Origin of the sequence: Streptomyces sp. RPA4-2, from assembly GCF_012273515.2 — a bacterium.
Lineage (GTDB): Bacteria > Actinomycetota > Actinomycetes > Streptomycetales > Streptomycetaceae > Streptomyces > Streptomyces kaempferi.
Window position 1 is genome coordinate 9,218,216 of record NZ_CP050975.2, and the last position, 25,462, is coordinate 9,243,677.

17 protein-coding genes and 3 pseudogenes are annotated in these 25,462 nt (G+C 69.3%); 8 read left to right on the forward strand and 12 right to left on the reverse strand.

Annotation, left to right across the window (positions count from 1 at the left end):
- Positions 1 to 76 precede the first annotated feature (76 nt).
- Positions 77 to 1,513, reverse strand: coding sequence for a helix-turn-helix domain-containing protein (locus HEP85_RS40790; RefSeq protein WP_248002352.1), 1,437 nt, complete (start codon positions 1,511 to 1,513; stop codon positions 77 to 79).
- A gap of 227 nt (positions 1,514 to 1,740) precedes the next feature.
- On the opposite strand from HEP85_RS40790, the pseudogene HEP85_RS40795 reads away from it, so the two are divergent.
- Both HEP85_RS40795 and HEP85_RS40800 read left to right on the forward strand, forming a co-directional pair.
- Positions 1,741 to 2,186, forward strand: a pseudogene (locus tag HEP85_RS40795) (IS110 family transposase); the annotation flags it as partial.
- 582 nt (positions 2,187 to 2,768) lie between these two features.
- Positions 2,769 to 3,596, forward strand: a pseudogene (locus HEP85_RS40800) (LLM class F420-dependent oxidoreductase).
- Between the two features lie 381 nt (positions 3,597 to 3,977).
- On the opposite strand, the gene HEP85_RS40805 reads toward HEP85_RS40800, so the two are convergent.
- A complete protein-coding gene (locus HEP85_RS40805; protein WP_282189887.1) occupies positions 3,978 to 4,112 on the reverse strand; it encodes a hypothetical protein in 135 nt (44 codons plus the stop codon).
- Between the two features lie 118 nt (positions 4,113 to 4,230).
- Here HEP85_RS40805 and HEP85_RS40810 point away from each other — a divergent pair, with 118 nt between their 5' ends.
- Positions 4,231 to 4,764 (forward strand): Imm21 family immunity protein, encoded by a 534-nt coding sequence (locus HEP85_RS40810; protein ID WP_369658162.1) that lies wholly within the window; start codon positions 4,231 to 4,233, stop codon positions 4,762 to 4,764.
- Positions 4,765 to 5,364: 600 nt separating this feature from the next.
- Here HEP85_RS40810 and HEP85_RS40815 read toward each other — a convergent pair.
- The 9 genes and pseudogenes from HEP85_RS40815 to HEP85_RS40855 all read right to left on the reverse strand — a co-directional run bounded on the left by HEP85_RS40815 (position 5,365) and on the right by HEP85_RS40855 (position 18,454).
- Entirely contained in the window at positions 5,365 to 6,192 is an 828-nt protein-coding gene (locus HEP85_RS40815; protein WP_168532302.1) for an SAM-dependent methyltransferase, read from the reverse strand.
- A 292-nt stretch (positions 6,193 to 6,484) separates the two neighbouring features.
- A pseudogene (locus HEP85_RS40820) lies at positions 6,485 to 6,711 on the reverse strand (DUF5133 domain-containing protein).
- Positions 6,712 to 6,835: 124 nt separating this feature from the next.
- Positions 6,836 to 7,717: a hypothetical protein gene (locus tag HEP85_RS40825; RefSeq protein WP_248002353.1), complete on the reverse strand. Its 882-nt coding sequence runs from the start codon at positions 7,715 to 7,717 to the stop codon at positions 6,836 to 6,838.
- Between the two features lie 592 nt (positions 7,718 to 8,309).
- Positions 8,310 to 9,134, reverse strand: coding sequence for a hypothetical protein (locus HEP85_RS40830; protein ID WP_348772514.1), 825 nt, complete (start codon positions 9,132 to 9,134; stop codon positions 8,310 to 8,312).
- A 54-nt stretch (positions 9,135 to 9,188) separates the two neighbouring features.
- Positions 9,189 to 10,874, reverse strand: coding sequence for a ribonuclease J (locus HEP85_RS40835; RefSeq protein WP_168532304.1), 1,686 nt, complete (start codon positions 10,872 to 10,874; stop codon positions 9,189 to 9,191).
- A 1,000-nt stretch (positions 10,875 to 11,874) separates the two neighbouring features.
- Positions 11,875 to 15,540: a S8 family serine peptidase gene (locus HEP85_RS40840; protein ID WP_369658050.1), complete on the reverse strand. Its 3,666-nt coding sequence runs from the start codon at positions 15,538 to 15,540 to the stop codon at positions 11,875 to 11,877.
- A gap of 979 nt (positions 15,541 to 16,519) precedes the next feature.
- Positions 16,520 to 17,668, reverse strand: coding sequence for a serine hydrolase (locus tag HEP85_RS40845; RefSeq protein WP_168532306.1), 1,149 nt, complete (start codon positions 17,666 to 17,668; stop codon positions 16,520 to 16,522).
- A gap of 94 nt (positions 17,669 to 17,762) precedes the next feature.
- A complete protein-coding gene (locus tag HEP85_RS40850) occupies positions 17,763 to 18,044 on the reverse strand; it encodes a hypothetical protein (protein ID WP_168532307.1) in 282 nt (93 codons plus the stop codon).
- A gap of 80 nt (positions 18,045 to 18,124) precedes the next feature.
- On the reverse strand, positions 18,125 to 18,454 hold the full coding sequence (locus tag HEP85_RS40855; protein ID WP_168532308.1) for a hypothetical protein: 330 nt from the start codon (positions 18,452 to 18,454) through the stop codon (positions 18,125 to 18,127).
- Positions 18,455 to 18,722: 268 nt separating this feature from the next.
- Between HEP85_RS40855 and HEP85_RS40860 the strand changes: the two genes are divergently transcribed.
- The 5 genes from HEP85_RS40860 (at position 18,723) to HEP85_RS40880 (ending at position 23,802) form a co-directional block, all read left to right on the forward strand.
- Positions 18,723 to 19,814 (forward strand): sugar ABC transporter substrate-binding protein, encoded by a 1,092-nt coding sequence (locus HEP85_RS40860; protein ID WP_168532309.1) that lies wholly within the window; start codon positions 18,723 to 18,725, stop codon positions 19,812 to 19,814.
- 119 nt (positions 19,815 to 19,933) lie between these two features.
- Positions 19,934 to 20,710, forward strand: coding sequence for an ATP-binding cassette domain-containing protein (locus HEP85_RS40865; RefSeq protein ID WP_168532310.1), 777 nt, complete (start codon positions 19,934 to 19,936; stop codon positions 20,708 to 20,710).
- Positions 20,707 to 21,987 (forward strand): sugar ABC transporter permease, encoded by a 1,281-nt coding sequence (locus tag HEP85_RS40870; RefSeq protein WP_168532311.1) that lies wholly within the window; start codon positions 20,707 to 20,709, stop codon positions 21,985 to 21,987. Before HEP85_RS40865 ends, HEP85_RS40870 begins: the two co-directional genes overlap by 4 nt.
- Positions 21,988 to 22,081: 94 nt before the next feature.
- Entirely contained in the window at positions 22,082 to 23,206 is a 1,125-nt protein-coding gene (locus HEP85_RS40875) for an ROK family protein (protein WP_369658051.1), read from the forward strand.
- 188 nt (positions 23,207 to 23,394) lie between these two features.
- Positions 23,395 to 23,802 carry a hypothetical protein gene (locus tag HEP85_RS40880; protein WP_168532312.1) on the forward strand — a complete coding sequence of 136 codons (408 nt, stop codon included), beginning with the start codon at positions 23,395 to 23,397 and terminating at the stop codon, positions 23,800 to 23,802.
- Positions 23,803 to 24,462: 660 nt separating this feature from the next.
- Here the strand turns inward: HEP85_RS40880 and HEP85_RS40885 are convergent.
- Positions 24,463 to 24,651: a hypothetical protein gene (locus HEP85_RS40885; RefSeq protein ID WP_168532313.1), complete on the reverse strand. Its 189-nt coding sequence runs from the start codon at positions 24,649 to 24,651 to the stop codon at positions 24,463 to 24,465.
- Between the last annotated feature and the right edge of the window lie 811 nt (positions 24,652 to 25,462).

Here is a 25,462-nt window from a genome sequence, read left to right on the forward strand (position 1 = left end):
CGACGACTTCTTGATGGTGGCCGGTGGCATGGGCCAGCTTGAGGGCGGAAAGCCACTCGTCGCGCTCGGTCTCCAGCTAGGTACGGGCCTGGTCACGGTCGGCGGGAGCGGTGGCGGGGTCCGGGTCGCCGTCGTGGGTGTCCTGGTGTCGGTCGGCGTCGAAGCGCAGTGCTGCGGCGGTGGCCCGGCGCAGCATCCACCGGGCGGTCAGGTCGCGGGCGGCGGCGCAGGTCTCGGGGCCGTCCTCGGTGACGGCCCGCTCCTCGGCGAACAGCCGGAGCAGATCGTGGAAGCGGTAGCGTTCCTCGGAGGGATGTGGCTGAAGCAGGCCCGCGTCTGTCAGTTCCTCGGCGCACCGCGCGGCCTCCGCCGACGAGAGGCCCGCGAGCAGAGCGGCCGTTGCGGGCCCGAAATCCTTGCCCGCCGCGAGGGACGCGCGACGGAAGACCGTACGGGCGGACGGCCCGAGCCGCCGGTAGGAGAGGGCGAAGGCGGTGCGGACCTGGAGGCCGCCGGCTCGCAGGGCGTCGAGGCGGCGCTCCTCCTGGGCGAGCAGGCCGACGAGTTTGCGCAGGCGTTCGCCGGGTCTCGCGGCCAGCCGTTGCCCCACGATGCGGACGGCGAGCGGCAGGTTGCCGCACAGGTCGGCGAGGTCCCGGGCGGCCTGAGCCTCGGCACTGACGCGTTCCGGTCCGACGATCCGGGTAAGCAGTTCCACCGCCTCCTCCCGGCGCAGAACTGACAGTTCGGTGCGGTGGACGGCTTCGAGACCGGCCAGGGCGTTGCGGCTGGTGACGATCGTCAGGGAATGTCCGGTGGCGGGGAGCAACGGCCGGACCTGGGCCTCGTTTCCGGCGTTGTCCAGAAGCAGGAGCACGCGCCGCTCGGCCAGGATGGACCGCAGCAGGCCCGAGCGGTCCTCCGTTCCCGGCGGAATGCCCCGGTCGGCGACGCCCAGTGCGCGCAGGAGCCGTGCCAGCGCCTCGCACGGGTCGGCCGGCTCCATGTCCATGCCATGCAGGTCGAGAGCGAACTGCCCGTCCGGGAAGAACGGTGCGAGGCTGTGCGCGGCGTGCACCGCGAACGCGGTCTTGCCGAGTCCGGGTTGGCCGCACACAACGACGACCGGCGGATCCGCAGCCTCGGCGGCCGCCACCAGGGACCGAAGCCCGTCGAGGGAGCGGCGGCGAGCGGTGAAGTCATGTAAGTCGCGGGGGAGTGCGAGCGGGTGGCGAGCCGGGCCGCCGCCTGTACGTTCACCGCGCGGCCGGCCGGCGGCAGCCGCGCGCTCCAGTTCACCGGCTGCCGACGGCTCCACGCGCAGGGCCTCGCACAGCGCCTGCACGGTGCCGCGCTGCGGGCCGCGGGTCCGGCCACGTTCCATGTCCGCCAATGCGCGAACGCTGATGCCCGCGAGGTGGGCGAGCTGCTCCTGGCTGAGTCCGGCCCCCCGACGCAGCGCGACCAGCAGCTGCCCGAACTCGTCCGGTCCCGAGGCGCCGTCCACGCCCATGATGGTTCCCCCCGCCTCACGCCGACCGGCCGTCGGCGCGATCTTCCCTGGATCAGAAGTATGGACCCCTGGCCGTCCAACTCGCCGCGGCCAAGCCGGGGGGCGGTGAGGTGGGGACCGGAAGGGGTGTGGGTGGTTCGTTGATGTATCCGTACAGGTCGACGAGCGCGGTGCGTGGGCACGTGCTCGCGACGCTCGGTGTGCTGAAGGTGGCGAGAGCCGGTCAGATCCGCCGGTTGACCCACATCTTCCTCGGCCTGGACGTCGGCAAGGGCGAACACCACGCCACCGCCGTCACCCCGGCCGGGAAGAAAGCCTTCGACAAACGCCTGCCCAACACCGAACCCAAGCTCCGCGAACTGTTCGCCGAGCTGCAGGCCAAGCATGGAACGGTGCTGTTCGTCGTCGACCAACCGGCCTCAATCGGCGCCCTGCCGCTGGCCGTCGCCCGCGACATGGGCTGCCCGGTCGCCTACCTGCCGGGGCTGACGATGCGGCGGATCGCCGACCTCTACCCGGGCGCGGCCGAGACCGACGCCGAGGGACGCGTTCATCATCGCGGACGCAGCCCGCGCGATGCCTGCCCCACACACTGCGGGCCATCGACGGCGAGGACGAGACGATCGTCGAGCTGGGGATGATCGTCGGGTTCGACGACGACCTGGCCGGCAAGCCACGAGGGTCGCGAACCGGCGGCACGGCCCCGCCTTGCGGATCTGGGCGGGTGAACCCAAGCGTTCCAACAGGGCCAGGCCAGCCTGATGCTGCAGCCGCGGCCCGAGCAACGTTCCAGCGGGGGGGTGGATCCGGGTCGGTCCATCCAACTGAAGCCCTGGTAGGGCAGCCACGCACGGTGCCAGGATTCCCCCGCAGTCATTTCCCGACGCATCCTGGCTCAGCGACAGCCATGAGGAATTAAGAATCGAATAGGTGACTGGTATGTATCAGTATCCTTGAAATGTGATAAGGAGTCCGACCATTTCTGATGCGGATGCCCGTAGTTCCGAGGAAGCTAAATACCGGGGCTGGCCGCTGACGGGCTGTCGCTGGGCGCTTAGCCCCTGTCGGGAACTACTGCGGTGGTAGGCCGTTCGTGTTGTCGTTCGGCCACGTCGGAATGGGAAACGTCGATCGTGCGGCGTCGGGGGCCCATTGCTCACGCGGACTGCGCTGCCCAGACCAGCACCGCAACGGCACAAACCTAGCCCCCCCTTTTGGCAAGGAAGAGCCGCGGAGGGCGTGGTTCACTTACGTGATGAAGATTGGTGTCACGACGTTCCTGACTGACGAGGGCATCCGGCCTGCCCAGCTGGCCAGGGCGTTGGAGGAGCGAGCTTTCGATTCGCTTCTCCTGCACGAGCACAGCCACGTCGCAGTGAAGCAGGAGACGCCGTTTCCCGGTGGTGGGAAACTGCCCGGGATGTATTACCGCACGCTTGACCCATTCGTCGCGCTGACGGCGGCCGCGACGGTGACCAGCGATCTGGTGCTGGGAACTGGAGTGGCTCTGCTTGTCCAGCGCGATGTGATTCAAACCGCCAAGCAGGTAGCCAGCCTGGATCTGGTGTCCGGCGGCCGCGTGCTCTTCGGTGTGGGCACGGGCTGGAGTCGCGAGGAGATGCGCAATCACGGCGTGGATCCGCGCACGCGGGGAAAGTAGCTGAATGAGCAACTGGCCGCGATCAAGGAGATCTGGACGAAGAACCAGGCAGAGTTCCACGGCACATACATTGACTTCGCCCCGATCTTCAGTTGGCCCAAGCCGGTACAACGCCCACATCCGCCCATCTTCATTGGCGGCGATGGAGAGGCGGCATTGGCCAGGGTGGCGGCGCACGGCGATGGTTGGATGCCACACTCGGTGGGCCACCCGGCCCGGGTGCAGTCGCAGTTGAGCCGGCTGACCGAGGTCGCCGGAGATGTGCCGGTGATGGTGGCGTCGGTAGCACCGCGGCCCGAACTGATCGCCGCGTATGCGGAGGCGGGGGTTGAACGCGTAGCGCTTTCCCTGCCGACTCAGCCCGAGGCCGAGACTCTGCGCCTACTGGATATGTTCGCTGCGCTCGTCGGCGACTATGCATAGCAGGGCGGCCGACGGAGCAACTCATTTTGCTGGCGTGCTGGCGTGCTGGCGTGCTGGCGTGCTGGCGTGCTGGCGTGCTGGCGTGCTGGCGTGAAGGTGAGGCCGGTTTCAGCGGGACATCCATCGACGCGGTTGGTACCGGTACGAGATCTCGCGGAGTCCTTGCCGGAGAACGTGCATCAGGTGGTCAGGGGCGGTGGAGAGTGGTGTTGGCCTGGCAGCTGTGACGCAGTAGTGACCATATGCCCTCGACAGGGTTGCCCCCCGGCGGATGGGCTGATGAGTGGCGCCAGCAGCCTGAGCCACGCCAAAAGGATCGGTGTCCAAGGGCGTCGAACCAGACGGTGTGGCGGGTTGGTCCACCGCGATGGGGGTCGACCGTCAGTGGGGGAGGTCTTCGAAGTACACGTCGTAGCGGTGCTGTTCGGGGAGAAGCGACGCGAATTCCGCTTCGCCACGGCTGATGGCGGCCAGCTGTTCGAAGTAGCCGAACCGTTCGATGCCAGCGCTGAGCACGTGCCGATCGGCCGCCGTGGGCGTTGTCAGTGGGTGCGGGCACACTGACGGGATGAGCACCCCTTCGTCTGCCGAAGCCCCTGCATCACCCCACACCTCCCCTCTCTGGGTGGAGTCGATGGGCGGGCCTTTGATCGTCGTCCCCGTCTCGGCGTTGGCCGCATGGCATGGGTGTACGGAGAGCGGGGTGATGGCGGGAGACGCCTCCGCTCCGGACGACTACGACCGGGCCTGCGCGGTGGACGATCTGGCCGGTGTGATCGCCGTTGGCGAAAGTGGTGCGCAGGCACTGGTGTTGGCGGACGAGCCTGCCACCAGTTGTTATCTACCCGAGCATCGGGCCTTCTTGCGGTGGCTTGGCGCCGACTCCGAGGCCGGGTTGAGGGCGGCGGCCGGCGCTGTCATCTCAGACCCCGTCACCGAGTGGGAGGAGTGCGGCACGTGGTCGTCGGATGGTCCAGCCGTGCTCATGGACTCCGCCGAAGCGGGCTCCGCACTGGACATGGACTATCCCGGCGGTGGGATGCCCACCCAGGCATCGGTTTCGCTGCCGGCCGGCCGCTGGAGGGTCCGAGCCACCCATACCAAGGCGGACGAGGAGAACTCGGTCGGCCTGGTCCAGATCCTGCCCCTCGAAAGAGATACCCAGTGACGTATATGGACCCCGAGAGCCGAGCCAAGGCTGAGGCGCACGGATATTCGTATGCTTCGGAGGAAAACATCGCCGCTGGGTACGACCTGGCAGGCCGCGTCTGCCGAGAACTCCACCGCGCCGGCCTTCCCGCCAATGTCGAGCGCCCGGGCGCGCGGAGCGAGCCCGGCGTCTGCGTGGAAGTCGACAGCCAGGGTGAGTACGCCGGAGGTGTCTACGTCCGCTGGAGCGCCCCGGAACTGGGAGAGGCCGGTATGCGGGCACTGGCAGAACAGCGCCGGAGTGGAAGCGCTACGCCGAGGTCGTCCTCCTCATGCAGACGGCAATGATCGGGATCCTGCGACTGGCAGGCTTCTCCGTTGTACGGGCCGAGGAGATCGACGACGTCGCCGAGGGTGATGCGTACGTTCACGCCGATACGCGATCGACTTTGTGAGCACCCCCACGACGCAGGGCACGCTCGCCGCCCCCGGATGGGCCGACGTCCCCTTACCGAGCCTCTTGCATCCTGAACAGTCGCAGGTCAGTAGTACGTGGACACCCCGGCGACCTGCCGGCCGGAGGCGCAGCTGCCCGGCGATCGTCATCCGGGGATCGCGTCTAGGCTTTCCGGGCGAGCCCGGCGGCGATGAGGTGTTCCCAGACCGTGAGCTCTCGTCTTTCGCCGCTGCTCCACGGGTTGTCGCTCTCGTCGGGACGCCACAGGGACGCGGGGACGATCCCGGGGTCGAGGATCTCCAGGCCGTCCAGCAGGGAGGCGATCTCCGCGTCGGTGCGCCACCGGCCGCGGCCGAACGTCTGCTGGAGGACCTTCTCGGCCTCCGAGGTCTCCGGGTTGTTGCCGGAGCGGAAGTGGCTGATGAAGAAGTAACTTCCGGAGGGGATGTGGTCTCGCCAGTAGCGGACGATGCCGGCCGGGTCCTCGTCATCGTTGACGTGGTGGAGGACGGCGCTGAGGATGACGGCGACGGGGCGGGTGAAATCGATGATTTCCAGGGTGTCGGGGTGGGTGTGGATGCCTTCGGGGTTGCGCACATCGACCGCGACGACGCGGGTCCGGTCGTTGTTCTCGAGCAGTGCGCGGCCGTGGACCAGTACTTGGGGGTCGATGTCGACGTAGACGACCCGGGACTCGGGGGCGTGGCGTTGCGCGACCTGGTGGACGTTGTCCGCGGTCGGCAGGCCACTGCCCAGGTCGATGAACTGTCGAATGCCGGTGGTCTTCGCGATCTGCCTGACCGCCCGGGTCAGGGCCGCGCGGTTGGCGAAGGCGATGGCCACTGAACCGGGCAGGTCGCGCTTGAACACGTCGCCGATCTCACGGTCCACGGCGTAGTTGTCCTTGCCGCCGAGCAGGTAGTCGTAGACGCGGGCGATGCTGGGCTTGGCCGGGTCGATGGAGGAGCCTTCGTACGTCATGGCGGACATTATTTCCCGCAACGCCGCCTGGGGAACCTCGTTTTGGGATCCTCCGGCCGGTCGGGGCGGCGCGAGGGCATGGATGCCTGGGCTCACTGTCAAACGCCTCGACCACCACCCCATCACCGCGGCCTGCAACAGGCGTTGTCCCGTGCCACGCCATCTCCCGCAGCAGTCGGCTCATGACCTCCAGTCTCTCTCCGGGATGCGACTGCTATTTCGTGAGCCCATACCTGGCACGGGCCTTGAGCCGGGCGGAGATTGGCACCGCGGTGCGGGGGCTTTCCGGCTGCGGTGGGGTTCAGTCGGCGGCGAGCAGGGAGTCGTCTTCGGGCCGGGCCACCGGCAGTTGATGGCGTGCGGCGATCAGTGCGGCGTCGATCACGGGTGCCGGTGGACAAGCAGCGTGTAGGCCACGTCCTGCATACGCTGCTCCGCGTTCGGACTTCCGTTCTCCGCGTGCAGGTCCCGCAGCGTCTCGTACTCGCTGACCAGGCGGTGCAGGACTACCGGGTGGGCCATCAACATGAGCCCAGCCATCCACCCACGACCGTATGCCCTTTGCCTTGCCCGCGGGCGCCGAACGTAGCTGCCCCCAGCCCCATCGGCCGCGAAGCGACGGCCGTCAGGGGACGGCCACGGCGAGATGGTCTCAGCCGGACGGCTGGGTCCCCGCTCGGAGTTCGACGCGCACGCTGTCGTCGTCTTCGATGACGAACGTCGGATCGGTGTTCCTGCGCCAGCCGAGCGATACCAGGTAGTAGCGGTGGTCGCGTTCTATGAGCAGGCGCAGCCCGCTGTAGCGGTACCGGTAGTGCGTGCCGGGCCCGAGGTCCTCGTAGACGAGGCCGGGCGAGACCATGCTGAGCCGGTCGGTGCTCACGACGACCACGGCGACCCGCCGCACGAGTTGCCCGGCGTCACTGCTGGCGCCCTGTCGACCCAGTTGTCCGGCCACCAGTGCGACCGCCCAGATCAGGAAGAGTCCCGCCATCACGAGGGCCCCGGCCCGCTCCCATGCCGGGCCGGACGATGCTCGGGCGGGTGTCGCGGCCGGTGTCCGCCCCAGCAGCAGCCCGACCGCCACCAGCGAGGGCGCGACCCAGGCGTGGGGCTGGATCCAGCGCCACAGGAGCATGAGTACGACACCCGAGGCCGCCACGGCGAGGTAGGCGCGGGCGACCGCACGACCGGTCTGCCGCAGGCCACGCAGATACCGACCCCGGACGGGGAGCAGGGCAAGCAGGCGCAGCAGGCCAGGCATCAGCAGAATCACGGCCATTACCTCGAACGTGGGCAGTGTGGCCAGCCGCAGGCTGCGCATGATCAGCTCGAAGGTGCTGAAGCCGATGGCGAAGCTGTCGAGGTGGAAGTAGCCGAAATAGGCGTTGATGTAGATGTAGCCGGCGTACAGCAACAGGGAGCCGAGGAACGACGCCGTCCCGGCGGCAGAGTTGACCAGGTCCAGCGGCGCACCTCGGGACGGCGGGGTCGCTGACGGCCGGGGAACAGGCCTGCGGGTCCGACGCCGCATGCGCACGCGCCGCGGCCCGCGTTGGACGCCGCGACGCCGCGCTCTGGGCCGACCGCTCTGGCTCGGCACGATCGCGGGCCGTGGCCCCGCGGAAGGCATCCCGGCCGGGGTGCCGGAGTCGGCCACTGGTCAGCCGCCCTGGGTTGCGAGACCGGTGTCGGACACGTATGGGGACGGCAGGCAGGTCGCCCCTGGCGTCGGCTCGGGTCCGCACGACGAGGGTGAAGGCGGCGGCGCGCTCCCCGTGGCACCGGGGCCAACCGTCGTCGGGCCCGTGTCTGTCGGCGGCGGTGCCACGGGCGAGAGCCCCGGATCGCCGTCCTGGCCACCGTCTAACGCCGTTGGCTCGATGCCACCGCCCGAGCCTCCTGCGGACCCACCGCCAGAACCTCCGCCGGAACCACCACCCGAACTGCCGCACCCGGCCGCTCCCAGGCCCAGGAGCACCGTCAGGACGGCCGCCGCGGCCGCTCTGGCCCCGGCCCGCGCGCCACGGTGAACAATCTGCATCGCGCTCCCCCCTCACACCGGAACGCCGGACTTCCCACACGCGATGTGGTCTCATCATCCGGCCATGTAAGCGGATTTCCCCCTATACGGGCCGCGCAACCGTGCGCCGGAGCGACGGTGTTCGTGGGCCTCCGACCACGGCGGGCTCCTCGCCCGGGCGCCTCGTGTCTCGTCGGACTGCTGAAGGCGACGCACGCACCGCGGGTTGCCAGATCCTGCCTTCAGCCGTCGACGGAGGACGAGCTTGCCCGTGCCCCGCGCGGCCGGCCCGGTGGGCTTGCGCGGCCTCGGCGAGCGCGAGGGCGACCTGCATGAACGACAGGTAGGCCTCGTAGGGGTCAGGCGACCAGTCCCCGTCCGCCCATACCCACGCCGCGACCGTCCCGTCCGGGTCGTGGCCGCTGTCCCGGCCGACCCGGGCCGCCACGGCACGGATCCGCTGGGACAGGACCCGGTCCAGGATGAGCGGCCGCAGCCCGTGCCCGGGAGGTACCGCCTGCCCGGCGAAGTAGAGGAACTTGGTGAAGAACGACGGGGCCGGCCCGGCGATCTGCCCGCGCAGCGCCGCGTATGCAGGACGCGCACCGCCCCGGTCCAGCGAGGTGACCGCCCCGGCGAGTACCGCCGGGAGACCGCCGGTGGCAAGGATCTTCTCCAGCGTGGCCGCACCGCTCCCGCCTGGGGTGCCGCGCTTCCCCTTGCCCCACACGTACAGATCTGGGTACGGGTGGCCGGAGCAAGCCGGTCCCCCGTGACTTCGCCTCACGCGCCGCGAAACGGTATCGCGGCGAGCTGCGCGATCTGACCGGGAGCGCGTGCGGGCCGAGCGCGCTCTTCCGTTTCCTTTCTGGCGCGCGGTCGGTGCCCGACGTCGGTTTCTTGAACGCCGCTCGGCGTACGTGTGGATGCCAGAAACCGCTCCTGCTGTCGACTGGGCAGGAGCGGGGACGGGGGCCGCCGGTCAGGCGTCGATGATGACGGGGATGATGAGGGGCCTGCGGCGGTGGGTCCGGAAGGCCCAGTTCGCCACGGCACGGGCGATGAGCTGTTCCAGCTGGTGTGCGTCGCCGACGCCTTCCTGGGCGGCGGTCGCCAGAGTCTTCTCGATGACGGGGATGACCGGTTCGAACGTGGTGTCGTCGTGGACGAACCCGCGGGCCAGGAAGTCGGGTGTCTCGGCGAGGGCGCCCGTGTCGGCGTCGACGATCGCCACCACGGTGACCACGCCTTCCTGCGCGAGGGTGACGCGGTCCTTCAGGGACGCCTCGGTGGCGCCGCCGACCTCCATGCCGTCCACGTAGACGTTGCCCGCGGGCACCTTGCCGGTGATCGACGCACGCCCGTCCACGAGGTCGACGACCACGCCGTCCTCGGCGATGACCACCCGCTCGGGATCGACCCCCGTACGGATGGCCAGGTCGGCGTTGGCCCGCAGGTGGCGCCATTCGCCGTGCACGGGCATGACATTGCGGGGCTTGACGATGTTGTAGCAGTACACGAGTTCACCGGCGCTGGCGTGCCCGGAGACGTGCACCTTGGCGTTGCCCTTGTGGACGACATGGGCGCCCCACCGGGTCAGCCCGTTGATCACCCGGTAGATGGCGTTCTCATTGCCGGGGATCAGCGAGCTGGCGAGCAGGACGGTGTCGCCCTTGCCGATGCGGATCACGTGGTCGCGGTTGGCCATCCGGGACAGAGCCGCCATCGGCTCGCCCTGGGATCCGGTGCACACCAGGGTGATCTTGTGGTCGGGGAGCTTCTCCAGTTCCTTCGTACTCACGACCAGGCCGCTGGGCACCTTCAGGTAACCGAGGTCGCGGGCGATGCCCATGTTGCGGACCATGGAGCGGCCCACGAAGGCGACCTTGCGGCCGTGCTGGTGCGCGGCGTCCAGGACTTGCTGGATGCGGTGCACATGGCTGGCGAAACTGGAGACGATCACCCGGCGCGGGGCGGTACGCATCACCTGTTCGATCGCCGGGTTCAGTTCGCGCTCGGAGGTGGTGAAGCCAGGGACCTCGGCGTTGGTGGAATCGGTGAGGAAGAGGTCGACGCCTTCCTCGCCGAGGCGGGCGAAGGCGCGCAGGTCGGTGATGCGGTCGTCCAGCGGGAACTGGTCCATCTTGAAGTCACCCGTGTGCAGCACCATTCCGGCACCGGTGCGGATCGCGACGGCGAGACTGTCGGGGATGGAGTGGTTGACCGCGACGAACTCGCAGTCGAAGGGTCCGAAGCCGCGCCGGTCGCCTTCGCGGACCCGGACCGTGCGCGGCCTGATGCCGTGCTCCTTGAGCTTGGCCTCCAGGAACGCCAGGGTCAGCTTCGAGCCCACGACAGGGATGTCGGAGCGCTCGCGCAGCAGATACGGCACGCCACCGATGTGGTCCTCGTGGCCGTGGGTGAGCACCACGGCCACGATGTCGTCCAGGCGATCACGGATCGAGGTGAAGTCGGGCAGGATCACGTCCACGCCGGGCTGGGTCTCTTCGGGGAACAGCACGCCGCAGTCGACGACGAGCAGCTTGCCGGCATACTCGAAGACGGTCATGTTGCGGCCGATCTCACCCAGACCACCCAGGGCGACGACCCTCAGCCCTCCTTTTGGTAGGGGAGGGGCGGCTTTCAGTTCAGGATGCGGATGACTCATATTCTGACGTTACCGGAGAGTCTGCCGAGGTGATCCACTGGCTGCCCGGCCGGCCGGTGCAAGACGGCGCGGCCGCGGCGGTCGGCGCGTGGAGCGGGGCTGCGCCCGCGCCGGCAGCGACGACGAACTCGGCCTGCTGGATGCCGTCATCGCTGTGGTCAAAGACCTGTCCGGTCAAGCGGACGCGGCCGTCGGCCAGGTCGTACGCGGGGTGCGCGCTGCCGTACACCCCCCTGGACGTCGATCAGCGAACACCGCGGCGTCTTCCGCCAGGCGGCCCGCCAGCGGTACGTCGAGCGACTCGCCGAGGCCCCGCCGGGTGGGATTTCCTCCGCGGCACCTGACGGCAAGCCTGGTGTAGAGGCGCCGGGCCGTACGCGGCGGGCATGCCGCGTAGTGCCCGGATGCTGCCGTGAGAACACCCGCGCACCCCGGCGGCCTGAGGTGGGCGGCGGTGTCCCGGGACGTGCATCCGCTGCGGCCGGCGCGGGGCAGCGTGCCACGCGGCGACCGCATTTGCCGCCCGCGAGGACTTCTGTAGGGGACGTTCCGGCGGAGCTCATCGCCCCGCACGGTGGGGCGCCTCCGGTTGACCTGGTTGGGGTGTGCGGTCAGCGGGGTGGGCATTCCCTTCCAGGTGTAGCTGGCGCGAGATGCTTTTCTGTCTCGTGCCTGAGGTGTTCGGGAGAGGCCGGGCGCTGCCACAGCGGGTCGGGACGGCAAGGGACGGTGGCGCCGCGGGCGGCCCATTTCGCGGCGAGCTGTGTGTGCACGGGTGTGCCGTGGCCCGGGGCTTCCGCTGGGGGCCGGCCACGGGCGTGCCTTCGGCGCGTTTGTCCAGGGAGGGACAGGCGTCGGCTCTGCGTTTGCCGCTGCCTGCCTGTGTGCCCTGGCTGGAGGTCACCCGATTATCACCGTCACGTTCGTCAAAACGAGGTCCTTCGGAGCGGCCGGCGCCGGGTGCCGTCAAAGGGGCATGGGCTCCGGCCGCTCGCGAGGGTTACTTGAGGCCGAAGGCCCGGCTGATGGTCTGGGTGACGCCGCCGCCGTCGCGCTGCTCGGCGGTGACCCGGATGGATACGTAGCGCGCCCGGGCGGGGGCGCGGAGCCGGGTCTGCCAGGTGCCCTTGTCGTCCTTCATCGCCTGCGGCAGCCAGGAGACGCCGTCGTCGTAGGACACCTCGAGCTTGACCGACGCGACCGCGTCCTGCGCGGCGTCACCGCCGACGACAACGGGCTCGACCGAGAGGGCCGACGCGCGCTCTGCCCGCCCGGCGAGGTCGAGGTCTGTTCCGTAGTCGAGTTGGACCAGCGGGATGGCCTGATCGTCCACGTTGCCGGAGATGAACTTCCACTCGGTGTGCGTGGTGGTGGAGTAAGGGGTGAGGTCGGTGTTCCCCTTCGTGTCGGCGACGAGCCGGTACGGGAGTTTCTGCGGGGCCAGGTCGCCCACGCCGAAATCGGGCCGTGGCCCGTTCTGCATCAGCAGTTTGTCACCCTGGTAGAGCGAGAAGCTCCGGGACATCAGGCCGGTGTCGCCGCTGTGGGCGGATCCTCCGTCACCGAATCCCGCGAGTGTGCCACCCATGGCGTCCCCGACCCGGTGCGGAACCTCGAAGCTGACCATGCGCGGCCGGGTGATGGGCCCAAACCATTGTTCGCTCTGCACGCTGCGCGGCTGGTAACCAGCGATGTCGGTGAAGGTTGACCAGCCGTCGATGGTCGCGTACTGCTGCCACTTGACGCCGTTCCCGGCGGAGACCCAGTCGGTGCGGTGCCCGGGGGCGACGGGCTCTCTCGGGAACGGGGGAACGCGCGTCCCGCCGTATACGGCGTAGGGGTAGGCGGCCGGCCAGTACTCGTAGGACGGGCTGTCCTCCCGGCTTTCGACGATCTGTTTGCCGGCGGGCGGGGCGAAGGTGTTGTCGATGCGGGCGAGGCTGCCGGGATCCGTCGCGGCGGACGGGTCGTCCGGCACTCCTCCCTGGTGGTAGTCGGCCAGGTCGTACAGGTACTCCGGCGCGGGATGGGCTTCGACCGTCAGCGTCGTCCTGGTCTTTCCTGCGGTCGCGAGGGTCCGGATCAGTTCCTCGCCGTCGTCCAGGGTGACCGACGCGACCGGGACCGGCCCGGTCGTCTTCTCGTCCGGGTCGCCGTACCAGTCGTTCTTGCGGCCGTCGCCGTCGTTGACCACGAGGAGCATGGACGCCGCCGCGGCGTGCGCCACGGCCGCCTGTTCTGCCGGCGCCGAAGCGGTACTGCTACGGACGATCACGGCCTTGCCCCGGGCGTTCAGACCGGCGTAGTCCGATGGTGCGCCATTGCCGGCGAAGACCGCGTCGACGCGCGTGCTGCCGTCGTGGAACTGAGCAGATCCTGGCTGCACCAGCAGGGTGTCGTCGAGGTCGTGCCCGGCATAGGTGATCCTCAGTGGAGTCTGCTTGGCGCGGATCCGGGTGGTGAAGACGAAGCTGCCCTTGGTCACCTTGCCCTTGGTGGGAAGGGCCCACAGGCTGTCGTAGGCGGCGGAGGGCATGAGGATCTCGTGCAGTGCCTGCCCGTCGGCGGGCGTGGGCTCGCTGGAGGTGAAGGAGCGGAAGAGGTCGATCCTGCTGGTGGTGACGGACGTGGGCCGGGGTGTCGCCACCTTGACCTGGCGTATGCGTGACGCGTCCAGGTCGACGTCCTTGTCGGATGTCAGGTTGAGTTCGGGGACGGTGAGGACCGCGTAACCCAGGGAGTGTGGCCCGTGGCCGCCTTTCACGTCCAGGGTGGAGACGACGGTGTAGGAGCCGGGTGCCCAGCGGCTGGTGAGTGTGCCGTCGGGGACCCACATGACGGTGGTCCTCCCGTCGGCGCCGGTGATCTCGACCTCGCCGCTGACGGGCTTGCCCGACCGGTCCTTCAGGTGCACCGTCAGACCGTATTTCTCGGACTCGACGGACAGGCCCACGGCGGTGTGCACGGCGCCGGCTGCGGAGCGGGCGGTGACCTGGGCGGCGTACCGGCCCGGCGCAAGTCCCTTGGGGTCGGCCACGAGTGCGGCCGTCGAGGTTCCGCGCGCCGGAACGGTGACGTGATCGGCTGCCAGGGCGAACACTCCCGCGGGCGAGTCGCCGCGGGCCACGGAGAGCTGCAACGTGATGGGCCGGTCGGTGGTGTTGGTGTAGGTGATCTGCCGCTTGACCGGCTTCGGCTTCCGGCCGGCCGACCAGGGAACGAGTCCCGCGTCCACCGATCCGCTCGCGATGACCTGATCCTGGAGGTATGCGGTGCCCACGTCCAGCCGGCCGGCGCCGGCCTGGTACGGGCTGTAGGCGGGGGTCAGGACGCTGGTGCTCATCAGAGCGTCCTTGATCCGTTGCCCGGTCCACGTCGGATGCTTCTGGGCCAGGAGCACCGCCGCCCCGGCGACATGGGGCGCCGCCATGGAAGTGCCGCTGTCCGAGCGGTAATAGCCCTCGCCCCAGCTCATCTGCTGCGAGCGCGCGGCGAGTACGTCGACGCCGGGCGCGGTCAGGTCGGGCTTGAGCGCGTCGTCGTTCATCCGCGGCCCGGCGCTGGAGAAGTCCGCGAGGTGGTCGAAGGCGTCCACCGCGCCGACGGTGAGGGCGGCGTCCGCGGTTCCCGGCGCGCTGACGCTGTAGGGGTTGTTGCCGGAGTTGCCCGCGGCGATGACGAAGAGTGCGCCTGTCTCCGAACTCAGTTGGTTGACCGCTTGGCTCAGAGGATCGTCCTGGGTGTGCCAAGCCGGCGTGCCCAGGCTCATGTTGATGACCTTGGCGTGCTCGGTCCGCGCCGCCCACTCCATGCCGGCGATGATCCCCGAGATCGGACCGGATCCGTTGTCGTCGAGGACCTTGCCCACCAGCAGATCGGCGCCGGGGGCGACTCCGCGCTCCTTTCCGTCGGAGGCCGCGCCCGTTCCGACGATGGTGGAGCCGGTGTGCGTTCCGTGTCCGTTGCGGTCGATGACGTCCTCACCCGCGACGAAACTGCGGGACGCGACTATACGGTTGGCCAGATCTGGATGAGTGGTGTCCGCTCCGGAGTCCAGCACCGCGACCCGGACGCCCGCGCCTGTGCCGCCCGCGCCCCATGCCTTGGGAGCGCCGATCTGCGCCGTGGTGTCCGCCAGGTCCGCCTGCGCCTTGCCGTCGAGCCACACCTTGTCGACACCGGCGGCGAAGGACGGCCCCGTCTCCTTGTCCGGGCTCGTGCCGGTCCTCGCCGTCGACCGCAGGGCATCCTGCCCGTCGGCGCCGGTAAGGGCGGACCAGAAGGTGGCGGCCTTCGACCGTCGGGCTTCGACGGCCTCACCGTGGACGGACGGAAGACCCAGGGTTGTCTTCGCCCCCGGCAACTCGGCGTCGGACGGCAGGTCTTCGCCGGGAACTCCGCTCTTGAGAGCGGACACGTCTGGAGAGTGAGTGATGATCAAGGGGAGCGCGCCCGCGTGGGCGTCGTCGTAACCCTGGGCTATCAACTGGGTGATATTGAAGAGCTGTTTGTCGAGCCGACCGGTCGCGACGTAGGGCATGGCCCTGTCGGGGTACACGAAGGTGTCCCCGCCCTCGATGGCGACGCGTACCGACCCCTCGGCTCCCGGCACGCGCGCGACGTCGTCCACCGACACCGTTCCGCCCGGCTCCTGAGTCGCCGTCACTTTCTCGCCGGTGATCAGCGTTACTGCGACCGGCGCGCGCCGTGCGCCACCGAGTTCGTCCGAAGTGACGTGCGGAGGCGGTGAAGGAGTGGCGCCATGGGCCGTCGCCGGAGCCACCAAGGTGGCAACAAGAGCTGCGGCAACCGACGCCGCAGATCTTCGGGCAAAAGGAAGCAGCACATTTCCTCCAGAGTCAGTGATCGACTGAATCCGACCACCTCCGCAGAGGAAATGTAAGTGCTTGAATTCCCGACTATCTGCCTGTACGTGCGGCGCATTTCGGCGGCCACGGGGCAGGTCAACGGCTGGATATCTCGCAAAACAAGGGCAGTTACGTCTTATCGATGAAGATGTCCCCCACCGCCCGAAAACACGGGGTGGATGGTCGGTCCCTCGAACGGCCCCTGTCCGCAGGACCTTAGACCCAATGCCGATGCGTTAGGGGGTTTGTGGGCTGGGGTCTTGTGATGAGGACAGCTTGAGCACCGGTGCCGGTCGATTGTGACCAGTTACGGTGTTCAGTTCGCTCGAGGTGGTGGTTGGACATCTTGCGTTTCACGACGCGGGCCTGGCGGCGGAGTCGTCTGACAAGCAGGAGTCGTTTCATGAGGTCCTGCTCGAGCATTACCAGGGCTCTGCCTGGGAGCTCAGGGGGAAAGCTGCCCGGCGTGACGGACACACTGCGCCGGGGAGAGCGCAGTGTGCACCGTGGTGGCGTCGAGGTCGCCGTGCGGCGCGAGGACCGGTATCGCGACGGCCCGGGTGCCGGGGTGCTCCTAGGGCGTGTTGCGAAAGTCCCGCCTGCCTCGGGACGCCTGGCACGCACTCTCGCCGCACCGGGCGAAAACCCGAGGACGTCCAGTACGCGGGCTTCCGCCCGGCGCTCCCCCCAGCCTCCGGCAGGGGGGACCCCCAGAGCACGCACCAGACGCCGCGAGGCCCGCCCTCCGGGCGGACGACGGGACTTTCGCAACACGCCCTAGCCCTGCGCCGCGCACCCCCAGAACTCCCGCATCAGCGGCGTCGGAGTCGGGCCGGTCATCGCCGTCTGGGTCAGCAGGACGGTGACCGTGCCTGTCGGGGGGACGACGTGGGCCGTCGTGCCTGTGCCGCCTACCCAGCCGTAGCGGCCGGGGACGTTCCAGGGGTCGACGGAGGTGACGTCGACCTGGCCGCCGTAGCCCCAGCCCTGGCCCTCCAGGAACAGGGTCGAGGCGTCGCGCTGGGCGGCGGTGAGATGGTCGGTGGTCATGCGGCTCACGGAGGTGGGGGAGAGGACAGGGGTGCCGTCCGGGGCCGTGCCGTCGTTGGCGAGCATCCGGCCGAAGGCGAGGAGGTCGTCGGCCGTCGAGACCAGGCCGCCGCCGCCCGACTGGAAGCGCGGCAGGCTGCTGTACGCGCCGTCCGGGGTGTCCGTCAGGCTCAGGGTGCCGTCCGCGGCGGGAGCGTAGGAGGAGGTGAAGCGGTGCCGTTTCGAGGCGGGCACCTCGAACGCCGTGTCCCGCATGCCCAGCGGCCCGAAGATCCGCTCCGCCAGGAAGTCGGGGAAGGTACGGCCCGACACCCGGGAGACCAGGATGCCCTGGAGGGCGGACGATGTGCCGTACAGCCACGCCTCGCCCGGCTGGTGCAGCATCGGCACCTGGGCGAGCAGGCCCAGCCAGGTGTCCGGGTCCGGCCAGTCCTGGAAGGAGCGGCTGTGATCCTGCACCGCGAACAGGGCCCGCGCGGCGGGCAGGGAGAAGTCGGAGGGGAGGCCCCAGCCGGCCCGGAAGCTCAGCAGGTCCTCGACCGTGATCGGACGGTTCGCCGGGACCACGTCCTCGACCGGTGAGGAGGGGGTGCGGACCACCGTCGGCTTCGCCAGCTCGGGCAGCCACTCCTCCACCGGGGTGTCCAGCGCCAACCGCCCGTCCTCCACCAGCGCCAGGACCGCCGCCGCCGTGACCGGCTTGCTGACCGAGGCGATCCGGAAGATCGAGTCGCGGGCCATCGGGGTGGTGCCTTCGACGTCGACGGAGCCGACGGCGACCACCTCGACGTCATCGCCGCGGGCCACCAGGCCCACCGCCCCCGGCACGGTGCCGTCGTCGACGCGTCGTCGCAGGGTGTCGTGGAGAGAGCTCATCGGTCGGCCTTCCGGTCCGGGGAGTCGTGGTCGAACACGTCGGATACGACTCTCCTCGCCTCGCGAACTCATCGCTCCCCGGTCAGTTCCCCGGTCAGGTGCCGGACGGATCCACCGTCGCCCGGTGCGCCTCGGGAAGGTGCGCCTCGGGAAGGTGCGCCTCGGGAAGGTGCTCCTCCGGAAGGTGCTCCTCCGCCTTCAGCCAGGTCGGGGCGCCCCTCCGGCCGGCGTGCGCGGCCGCCGCCCCCACAGGCCGCGCACGGCATCCCCGCCCACCAACCCCGGTGACCCGGTCGCAGTTGAGTCCGAGGGCGGCGAGCGCGGCGAGTTCGGCGGCGGTCGGTTTGCTCGGCAGCCCTTGAGGATCACCACTCATACACTCTGCGAGACCTTAGGTGGCCCGCTCAAGAAGCTTGGCGGCGAAGGCACTTCTGCTTCGGGAGCAAGGGCGCATGGTCACCGAGGCACTGGCTGGCCGTGGACGAGCAGCGACCGCTCCTGCGCGCTCAGGCCCTCCTCGACACGGCCAGCTTCCCGCGAAGGATCCCGGGGACCCGGCAGGGACGCGTCGACCACGACCGTGGCCTCCGTGCGGGGCACGGGCGGCGCGGCCTCGTCACGGTCGTCGCCCGTGACGGTGTGCCCTCGCGACCGGCGTCGTGGAGGCGAATCGCCCCATCCTCGTCCGGCATGTGCGCGGATCAGTGCCTCGCGCTCCTCGGGCTCGGCGTCGTCGAGAGCGTTGGCGAAATCCGCGACGCCGCCGTAGGGACCACTACTGCGCACGGCCTTGCGCGCTCGCCGGACTCATGAGGCACAGGAGGCGGTGAGGGCGCCGCGTTGTGACGGGCGTCACCCAATTGTTATGGCGGATGACAAATAGCGCTTCCCGCGCTCTGGGCACGGGGTCCGGAGCGCCGTAAGTTCCCGCTCACAACATTCGATCCGGGCGGATCGCCCGACACCCGGCAATTCCCCGAGAGCGCGCTTCTCGGCTTCCTGACCGCCCTCGTACGTCCGGTCTCCGGCCGTAACACCCGAAAGGACCCTGCCCATGCGCAAGGGACTCCTCCTCACCGCCGCCTCGGTGGCACTGGTCAGTTCGCTCGCTGCCTGCGACGACTCCTCGCCGGGCGGCACCGACTCCGGCTCCCACGCCAAGCCGAAGATCGGCGTGATCCTCCCGGACAGCAAGTCCTCCGCCCGCTGGGAGACCGCGGACCGCAAGTACCTCTCCGAGGCGTTCAAGGCGGCGGGCGTCGAGTTCGACATTCAGAACGCCCAGAACGACAAGCAGCAATTCCAGACCATCGCGGATCAGATGATCACCAGCGGTGTGAACGTCCTGGTGATCGTGAACCTGGACAGCGGCACGGGCAAGGCAGTTCTGGACAAGGCCAAGGCACAGGGCGTCGCCACGATCGACTACGACCGGCTCACCCTCGGCGGCTCCGCCCAGTACTACGTGAGCTTCGACAACACCGAGGTCGGCAAGCTTCAGGGCGAGGGCCTCAGCAAGTGCCTGAGCGACATGAAGGCCAAGAAGCCCATCGTCGCCACACTCAACGGCTCACCGACGGACAACAACGCCACTCTCCTCGCCGCCGGCTACAACGGCGTCCTCGACCCGAAGTACAAATCTGGCGACTACGTCAAGGGCCCGGACCAGTCCGTCCCGGACTGGGACAGCGCTGAGGCCAGCACCATCTTCGAGCAGATGCTCACCAGCGAGCCCAAGATAGGCGGCGTGCTCGCCGCGAACGACACTCTCGGCAACGCGGCCATCGCCATCCTGCGCAAGCAGCACCGCAACGGCGAGGTCCCGGTCACCGGCCAGGACGCCACCGTGCAGGCCCTGCAGAACATCCTCGCGGGCGACCAGTGCATGACCGTCTACAAGGCGGTCAAGAAAGAGGCGGACGCCACGGTCAAGCTCGCCGTCTCCCTCGCCAAGGCCGAGAAGGGCGACACGAACGCAACCGTCGAGGACCCCGAGGGCAAGCGCAAGGTCCCGTCCGTGCTGGAGACACCCGTGGCCATCTACAAGGACAACGTCAAGGACGTCGTGGACGACGGCTACGTCACCGAGGAACAGCTGTGCCCGGGCAAGTACGCCGCCCTGTGCGCCAAGGCCGGCATCAAGTAGCCCTGCCCGGCTGCTCGGACCGCTACCCCTGGTCCGGCCGACCCGACCGCGGGTCCCGGGGCTCCCACCTGGCCGGGACCCGGGACCCGCGACCTCACGACCATAAGGAGCCGTCTTCCATGACAGCGACCCCGATCCTTCGACTGCGCGGGATCGACAAGAGCTTCGGCGCCGTGCAGGTACTGCACGACGTGTCCTTCGACGTCCAGCCAGGGGAGGTGACCGCCCTCGTCGGAGACAACGGCGCAGGCAAGTCCACCCTGGTCAAGTGCATCGGCGGAATCCACCCGACCGACGGCGGCGAGTACTGGTTCGAAGGCGAGCAGGTCCAGGTGCACAGCCCCCGTGAGGCGGCGGCCCTTGGCGTCGAGATCGTGTACCAGGACCTTGCACTCTGCGACAACCTCGACATCGTGCAGAACATGTTCCTCGGCCGCGAGAAGCGCCGGGGACTCGTCCTGGACAACACGACGATGGAGGAGATGGCCACCAAGACCCTCGACGGGCTGTCGGTCCGCACCGTCAAGTCCATCCGCCAAAAGGTCTCCAGTCTCTCCGGCGGCCAGCGGCAGACCGTGGCCATCGCCAAGGCCGTGCTGTGGAACAGCAAGGTCGTCATCCTGGACGAACCGACCGCCGCACTCGGTGTCGCCCAGACGGCACAGGTCCTCGAACTGGTCCGGCGGCTGGCCGACAACGGTCTCGCCGTGGTCCTGATCTCGCACAACATGAACGACGTCTTCGCGGTGTCCGACCGGATCGCCACCCTCTACCTGGGCCGGATGGCCGCCCAGGTCAGCACGTCGGACGTGACGCACTCCCAGGTCGTAGAACTCATCACCTCGGGCCGCAGCGGAGACCTCGGCCTCGCCCACAGCAACGGAGTCACCGCATGACCGCCGCAGTCGCCCCCGAGAAGCCCGAACTGCCGCGCGGTCCCGGTACGCCGAAGAAGAACGGAGCGGCCGAAGCCGCGAGTCTGCGCTCGGTCGCCAAGAACTACGTCGATCGGCTACGGGGCGGAGAGTTGGGCGCCCTCCCCGCCGTACTCGGCCTGATCGTCCTGTGCGTGTTCTTCGCCGTCCTGCGTCCGGTCTTCGTGTCCGAGCTGAACTTCGCCAACCTGCTGACCCAGGGCGCGGGCAGCATCGCCATCGCCATGGGCCTGGTCTTCGTCCTCCTCCTCGGCGAGATCGACCTGTCCGCGGGTTACGCCAGCGGGGTCTGCGCCGCCGTCCTCGCCGTCCTGCTCACCGACCACGGATGGCCCTGGTACGGCGCGGCCGGCGCGGCGATCCTCACCGGCACGGTCATCGGCCTGGTGCTCGGCCTGCTGGTGGCGAAGGTCGGCATCCCTTCGTTCGTGGTCACGCTGGCCGCCTTCCTGGGGTTCCAGGGCATCGTGCTGATGCTGCTGAAGGAAGGCACCAACGTCTCGATCCGAGACGAGACGATCCTGGCCGTCGCAAACAACAACCTCTCGCCCGCGCTGGGCTGGGTACTGCTCGCCGTCAGCGTCGGGACGTACGCGGCGATCCAGCTCCGGCAGAGCCGGAACCGCCGACGGCGGGGGCTCGCCCCCGCTCCACTCACCCTGCTCGCGGTCAGGTTCGGCGGCCTGGCGGTGCTCGGTGCGATCGCCGTCCACCTGCTCAACCAGGAGCGCAGCCGCAACATCATCGTCGACTCGCTCAAGGGTGTACCGATCGTGGTGCCGGTCATCGCCGTCCTGCTCATCGCCGGTACGCTCCTGCTCCAGCGCACCTCATTCGGCCTGCACATCTACGCGGTGGGCGGTAACGCCGAGGCGGCCCGCCGGGCCGGCATCAACGTGGCGGCCATCCGCATCTCCGCGTTCGTCATCTGCTCCTCCCTGGCCGCGGTCGGCGGCATCATCGCCGCGTCCCGGGGCAACTCGGTCGACCCCAACACCGGTGGCAGCAACGTGCTGTTGCTGGCGGTCGGCGCCGCCGTGATCGGCGGGACGAGCCTGTTCGGCGGACGGGGCAGAGTCACGGACGCCGTGCTCGGCGGGATGGTGGTCGCAGTCATCCAGAACGGCATGGGCCTGATGGGGTACAGCTCAGGGGTCAAGTACGCTGTCACGGGTTCGGTTCTGCTGGTGGCCGCAGGCGTGGATGCGCTGTCCCGTCGCCGGGCCGTACAACGATGACGTCTGGGGTTCCATGAGAGCCGGTCCCTCACAGGAGGAGATTCGCCGGCACAACCTCGGCACCCTGCTCCGTCATGTACACATCGGCGGATCCATGTCGCGGGCCGTCCTGGCGGAGCGCATGGGACTCAACCGCAGCACCATCCTGGGTCTGGTGAGCGAGCTGGGCTCGGCCGGCCTGGTCCGCGAGGAACTGCCCCGTGAGACCGGCAGGGCCGGCCGGCCCTCCCTGGTCGTACGGCCCGAGTCCGAACGCGTGTACGTCCTCGCATTCGACGTGGGCGTGGACCGGCTGGCCGCCGCCCGCATCGGCCTGGGCGGGATCTTCCTCGACCGCAGGGTGATCCCCATGCCCCCAGGCCCTCGCAACGCCGACAAGGTGGCCGAGGTCCTCGCCGGCTCCGCGCTGGAAATGCTGAGCACGGCACAGCACGGCACCCACTGCGTCGGCGTGGCCGCCGCCGTCCGCGGGACGGTACGCCGACCCGACGGCCTCGTCCGCGCCGTCCCCTACCTCGGCTGGAAGGACGAGGAGTTCGGCAAGGACCTCACGCGCCGGCTGGGCCTGGGCCTACCCGTCTCGGTGGGCAACGAGGCCAGCCTCGGTGCGCTCGCGGAGCACCTGCGCGGTGCCGGAACAGGCTGCCAGGACCTCGTTTACCTGCATGGCGACATCGGCATCGGCGGCGGTGTCATCACCGGTGGCCAACTGCTGCACGGCGACGGCGGATACGGCGGCGAGATCGGGCACATGATCGTCAACCCGCGCAACGGCAGGCCCTGCGGCTGCGGAGCGCACGGCTGCCTTGAAGCCGAGGCGGGAGAACGCGCCCTGCTGGAAGCCGCGCAGCGCGACCCGTCGGCCACCGGCCGGGAAGCCGTACGCGCCGTCGTCGAAGCGGCCGACCGGGGCGACATCACCGCCCGCGCCGCCCTGCACGACGTCGGCGACTGGCTCGGCATCGGCGTCGCCAACCTGGTCAATGTGCTCAACCCGCGCACGGTCATCTTCGGCGGGACGCTCCGAGAGGTGTTCCTCGGCTCGGCCGCCCAAATCCGCAGCCGTATCAACCGCATTGCCCTCACAGCCTCCCGCGAGAACCTCCGGCTGCGGGTGGGAGAACTCGGCGACGACGCAGTGCTCATCGGAGCCGCCGAACTCGCCTTCTCCGAGATCCTGGTCGGCCCTCTGGAGACGCTGGCTCGCGCAGGTGCGTAGCCGGTACAGCCACGCGACCGGCACAAGGTCGGACCGCGGCGCCTACCCGGCTCGCGTCCCTGATATTCACCACCTCCGGCGAGGCTGGGGCGGGCTGTCGACATGGGTGTTGCGGAGGCTTCCAGCTGGGTGGGGGAGACGACTGTTCAGGGGTGTGCGTGGGCCCGAGTAGAAGACAGGATGAGCACATGGCGGATTTCGTACGAGAGGGGCGGCTGTTTCGCGTGGTCAGCTTTGCGGCGTCACACCGGCAGCTGCTGCTGCGCAGCGACGCCCTTGCCGTCGATGCAACGGACACCCGCGTCGAGGTGTACTTCGGCCATGTGGAGCTCATGCTGCTCAAGCCCATCTACGAGAAGGGCATCCACGTCCGCCGGGCGACGGACGCAGAGTTCGCGGTGCTGAAGGAGCGCCATGACCTCCCCGCGGACGATGCGGCCTTCACCTGGATGATCGAACCGGACGGGGACAGCTTCGTCGTCTCCGGCGATCCCTCCTGGCGCGAGGCGGACCGCAGGTTCGAGGACCCGTCCCTGTTCGACTTCAGCCGGCCGTGGCCCCCGGACTTCCCCGTGGAGCACGGCACCATCGGCTGACGCGGACGACACGCCGAGGGGTGCCCCCGCCGCAAGGGGCGCCCCCGGCGCCGCAGGACAGAGACGATGCGCGCGGAACCAGGATCTGGACGGCACGCGGCAAGCTTGCCGTGGTCGAAGCACAGGTCGCCGGCCTCACCGGGCCGGCTGGTCGTGTCGGTGGTGTGGTGCGCGACCTCCCGAACGTTTGCGGGAGGGCGTGAGCGGCCCGCACCTGCCCAAAGGAGTGCTCCGACCTCGCTCGGCATCTGCAACAACTACCCCCGTAGGCAACGGGGGCTGGATGATGCGCCTACGGCAGCCGCATCACCGCCGCCGTCATCGCCCGCTGACGCTCGACAGCGGCCACTGGGCGCGCACGAACGTGGGTGGCTTCACTGGGAGGCCGCCGCCCAACCCCGGTTTCCCGTCCGGTCTTCGTCCAGCAGAGCTGCCACGAAGAGCTGTACTTCCCCGGTCTCCGGATGCGATTCAGGTTCAGTCCGGGTAGACCGCGATCCAGCCCTCATGGGGAAGCCACCCGGTGCCCCCGTCAGATCATGGTCAAGGCCATCCGGTCGACATCTTCGCCCGACGGGTCGGCACGGTCCCTGCGACTCTCCCGGCTACGCTCGCGCGGGAGCGCCCCGCAGCGCGTGGCTGCGGGGCGCCTAGTGGGGTCTAGTCGACCATCTGCCCGTCGAACATGCCGCCCTTGCAGGTGTTGTTCGCGTGGTTGACTGTTCCGCCGCCCTGCTCGCACTCACCCGGGGTGAGGCTGGCGGCGGTGGCGGTGGCGGCGCCTGTGATGCCGAATCCGGCGAGGGCTGCCGTGGCGATGACGGCGGCGAGGATGCGTCGAATGCGCATGTGGTTCCCCTTTCAGAGATTGCCTCAATTGGGGCACTAGCCAGCTTGACCTTCACCCATGTGGGTGGCACGCCATGTTGCGCCATTCGGGTGACATTGCTGGCGGGTGCGGGTGCGGGTGCGGGTGCGGGGTCGGTGACGCGACTCGTCAGACAGGCCCCAGGAGATCTCTAACGGTGCTGGTGCGGGTTACTCGAGTCGTGACGGCTCCCGTGGGATGGTCTATGCCGGGAAGGTGAGGTACCCCGATGGCGGTGGGCCGACGGCCGAGGAGCGGGCTCGGCGTGAGCAAGTGTGGTTCGAAGCCGCTGATCCGATCGAGGCCGGGGCCAGTGACCGGGAGGTGGCCCGGCGGTTCAGGGTGACCCGGATGTCGGCGAACCGGTGGCGGCGTGCGTTGGCTTCGGGCGGCCGGCTGGCTTTGGCCTCCAAGGGTCCCGGTGGGGCCCGCTGCAAGCTGGACAGGGGACAACTCCGGGTCATGGAAGCGGTGCTGGACGCCGGTCCTGCCGCCTCCGGCTGGAGTGACCAGTGCTGGACGCCGGCCCGGATCGCTGAGATCGTGCGCCGCCGGTTCGGCGCCGAGTACAGCCGCACCTCCCCATCATCCGGCATGCCCCTGCCACCCCCGGCGAGGAAATGCCATGGGAGGTGAGACAGAGGCGTGGAACAAGGCCCTGAGACGGATCAGGAACCTGCTGGTCAGCGCAATGCTCGATGCCACGAACCGCGAGATCCTACAACCAGGGTGGGAGCCCGGACCCGAGTCCGCTCCCCGAAGCGCCCCACGAGCAGCGCAGCCCTGGTCGAC

Bases quoted from the DNA above. Each gene is read 5' to 3' on its own strand.
- HEP85_RS40790 (WP_248002352.1), bottom strand. From the start codon at position 1,513: ATGGGCGTGGACGGCGCCTCGGGACCGGACGAGTTCGGGCAGCTGCTG.
- HEP85_RS40810 (WP_369658162.1), top strand. From the start codon at position 4,231: ATGGGCGGGCCTTTGATCGTCGTCCCCGTCTCGGCGTTGGCCGCATGG.
- HEP85_RS40815 (WP_168532302.1), bottom strand. From the start codon at position 6,192: ATGTCCGCCATGACGTACGAAGGCTCCTCCATCGACCCGGCCAAGCCC.
- HEP85_RS40825 (WP_248002353.1), bottom strand. From the start codon at position 7,717: ATGCGGCGTCGGACCCGCAGGCCTGTTCCCCGGCCGTCAGCGACCCCG.
- HEP85_RS40835 (WP_168532304.1), bottom strand. From the start codon at position 10,874: ATGAGTCATCCGCATCCTGAACTGAAAGCCGCCCCTCCCCTACCAAAA.
- HEP85_RS40845 (WP_168532306.1), bottom strand. From the start codon at position 17,668: ATGAGCTCTCTCCACGACACCCTGCGACGACGCGTCGACGACGGCACC.
- HEP85_RS40850 (WP_168532307.1), bottom strand. From the start codon at position 18,044: ATGAGTGGTGATCCTCAAGGGCTGCCGAGCAAACCGACCGCCGCCGAA.
- HEP85_RS40860 (WP_168532309.1), top strand. From the start codon at position 18,723: ATGCGCAAGGGACTCCTCCTCACCGCCGCCTCGGTGGCACTGGTCAGT.
- HEP85_RS40865 (WP_168532310.1), top strand. From the start codon at position 19,934: ATGACAGCGACCCCGATCCTTCGACTGCGCGGGATCGACAAGAGCTTC.
- HEP85_RS40870 (WP_168532311.1), top strand. From the start codon at position 20,707: ATGACCGCCGCAGTCGCCCCCGAGAAGCCCGAACTGCCGCGCGGTCCC.
- HEP85_RS40875 (WP_369658051.1), top strand. From the start codon at position 22,082: ATGTCGCGGGCCGTCCTGGCGGAGCGCATGGGACTCAACCGCAGCACC.
- HEP85_RS40880 (WP_168532312.1), top strand. From the start codon at position 23,395: ATGGCGGATTTCGTACGAGAGGGGCGGCTGTTTCGCGTGGTCAGCTTT.
- HEP85_RS40885 (WP_168532313.1), bottom strand. From the start codon at position 24,651: ATGCGCATTCGACGCATCCTCGCCGCCGTCATCGCCACGGCAGCCCTC.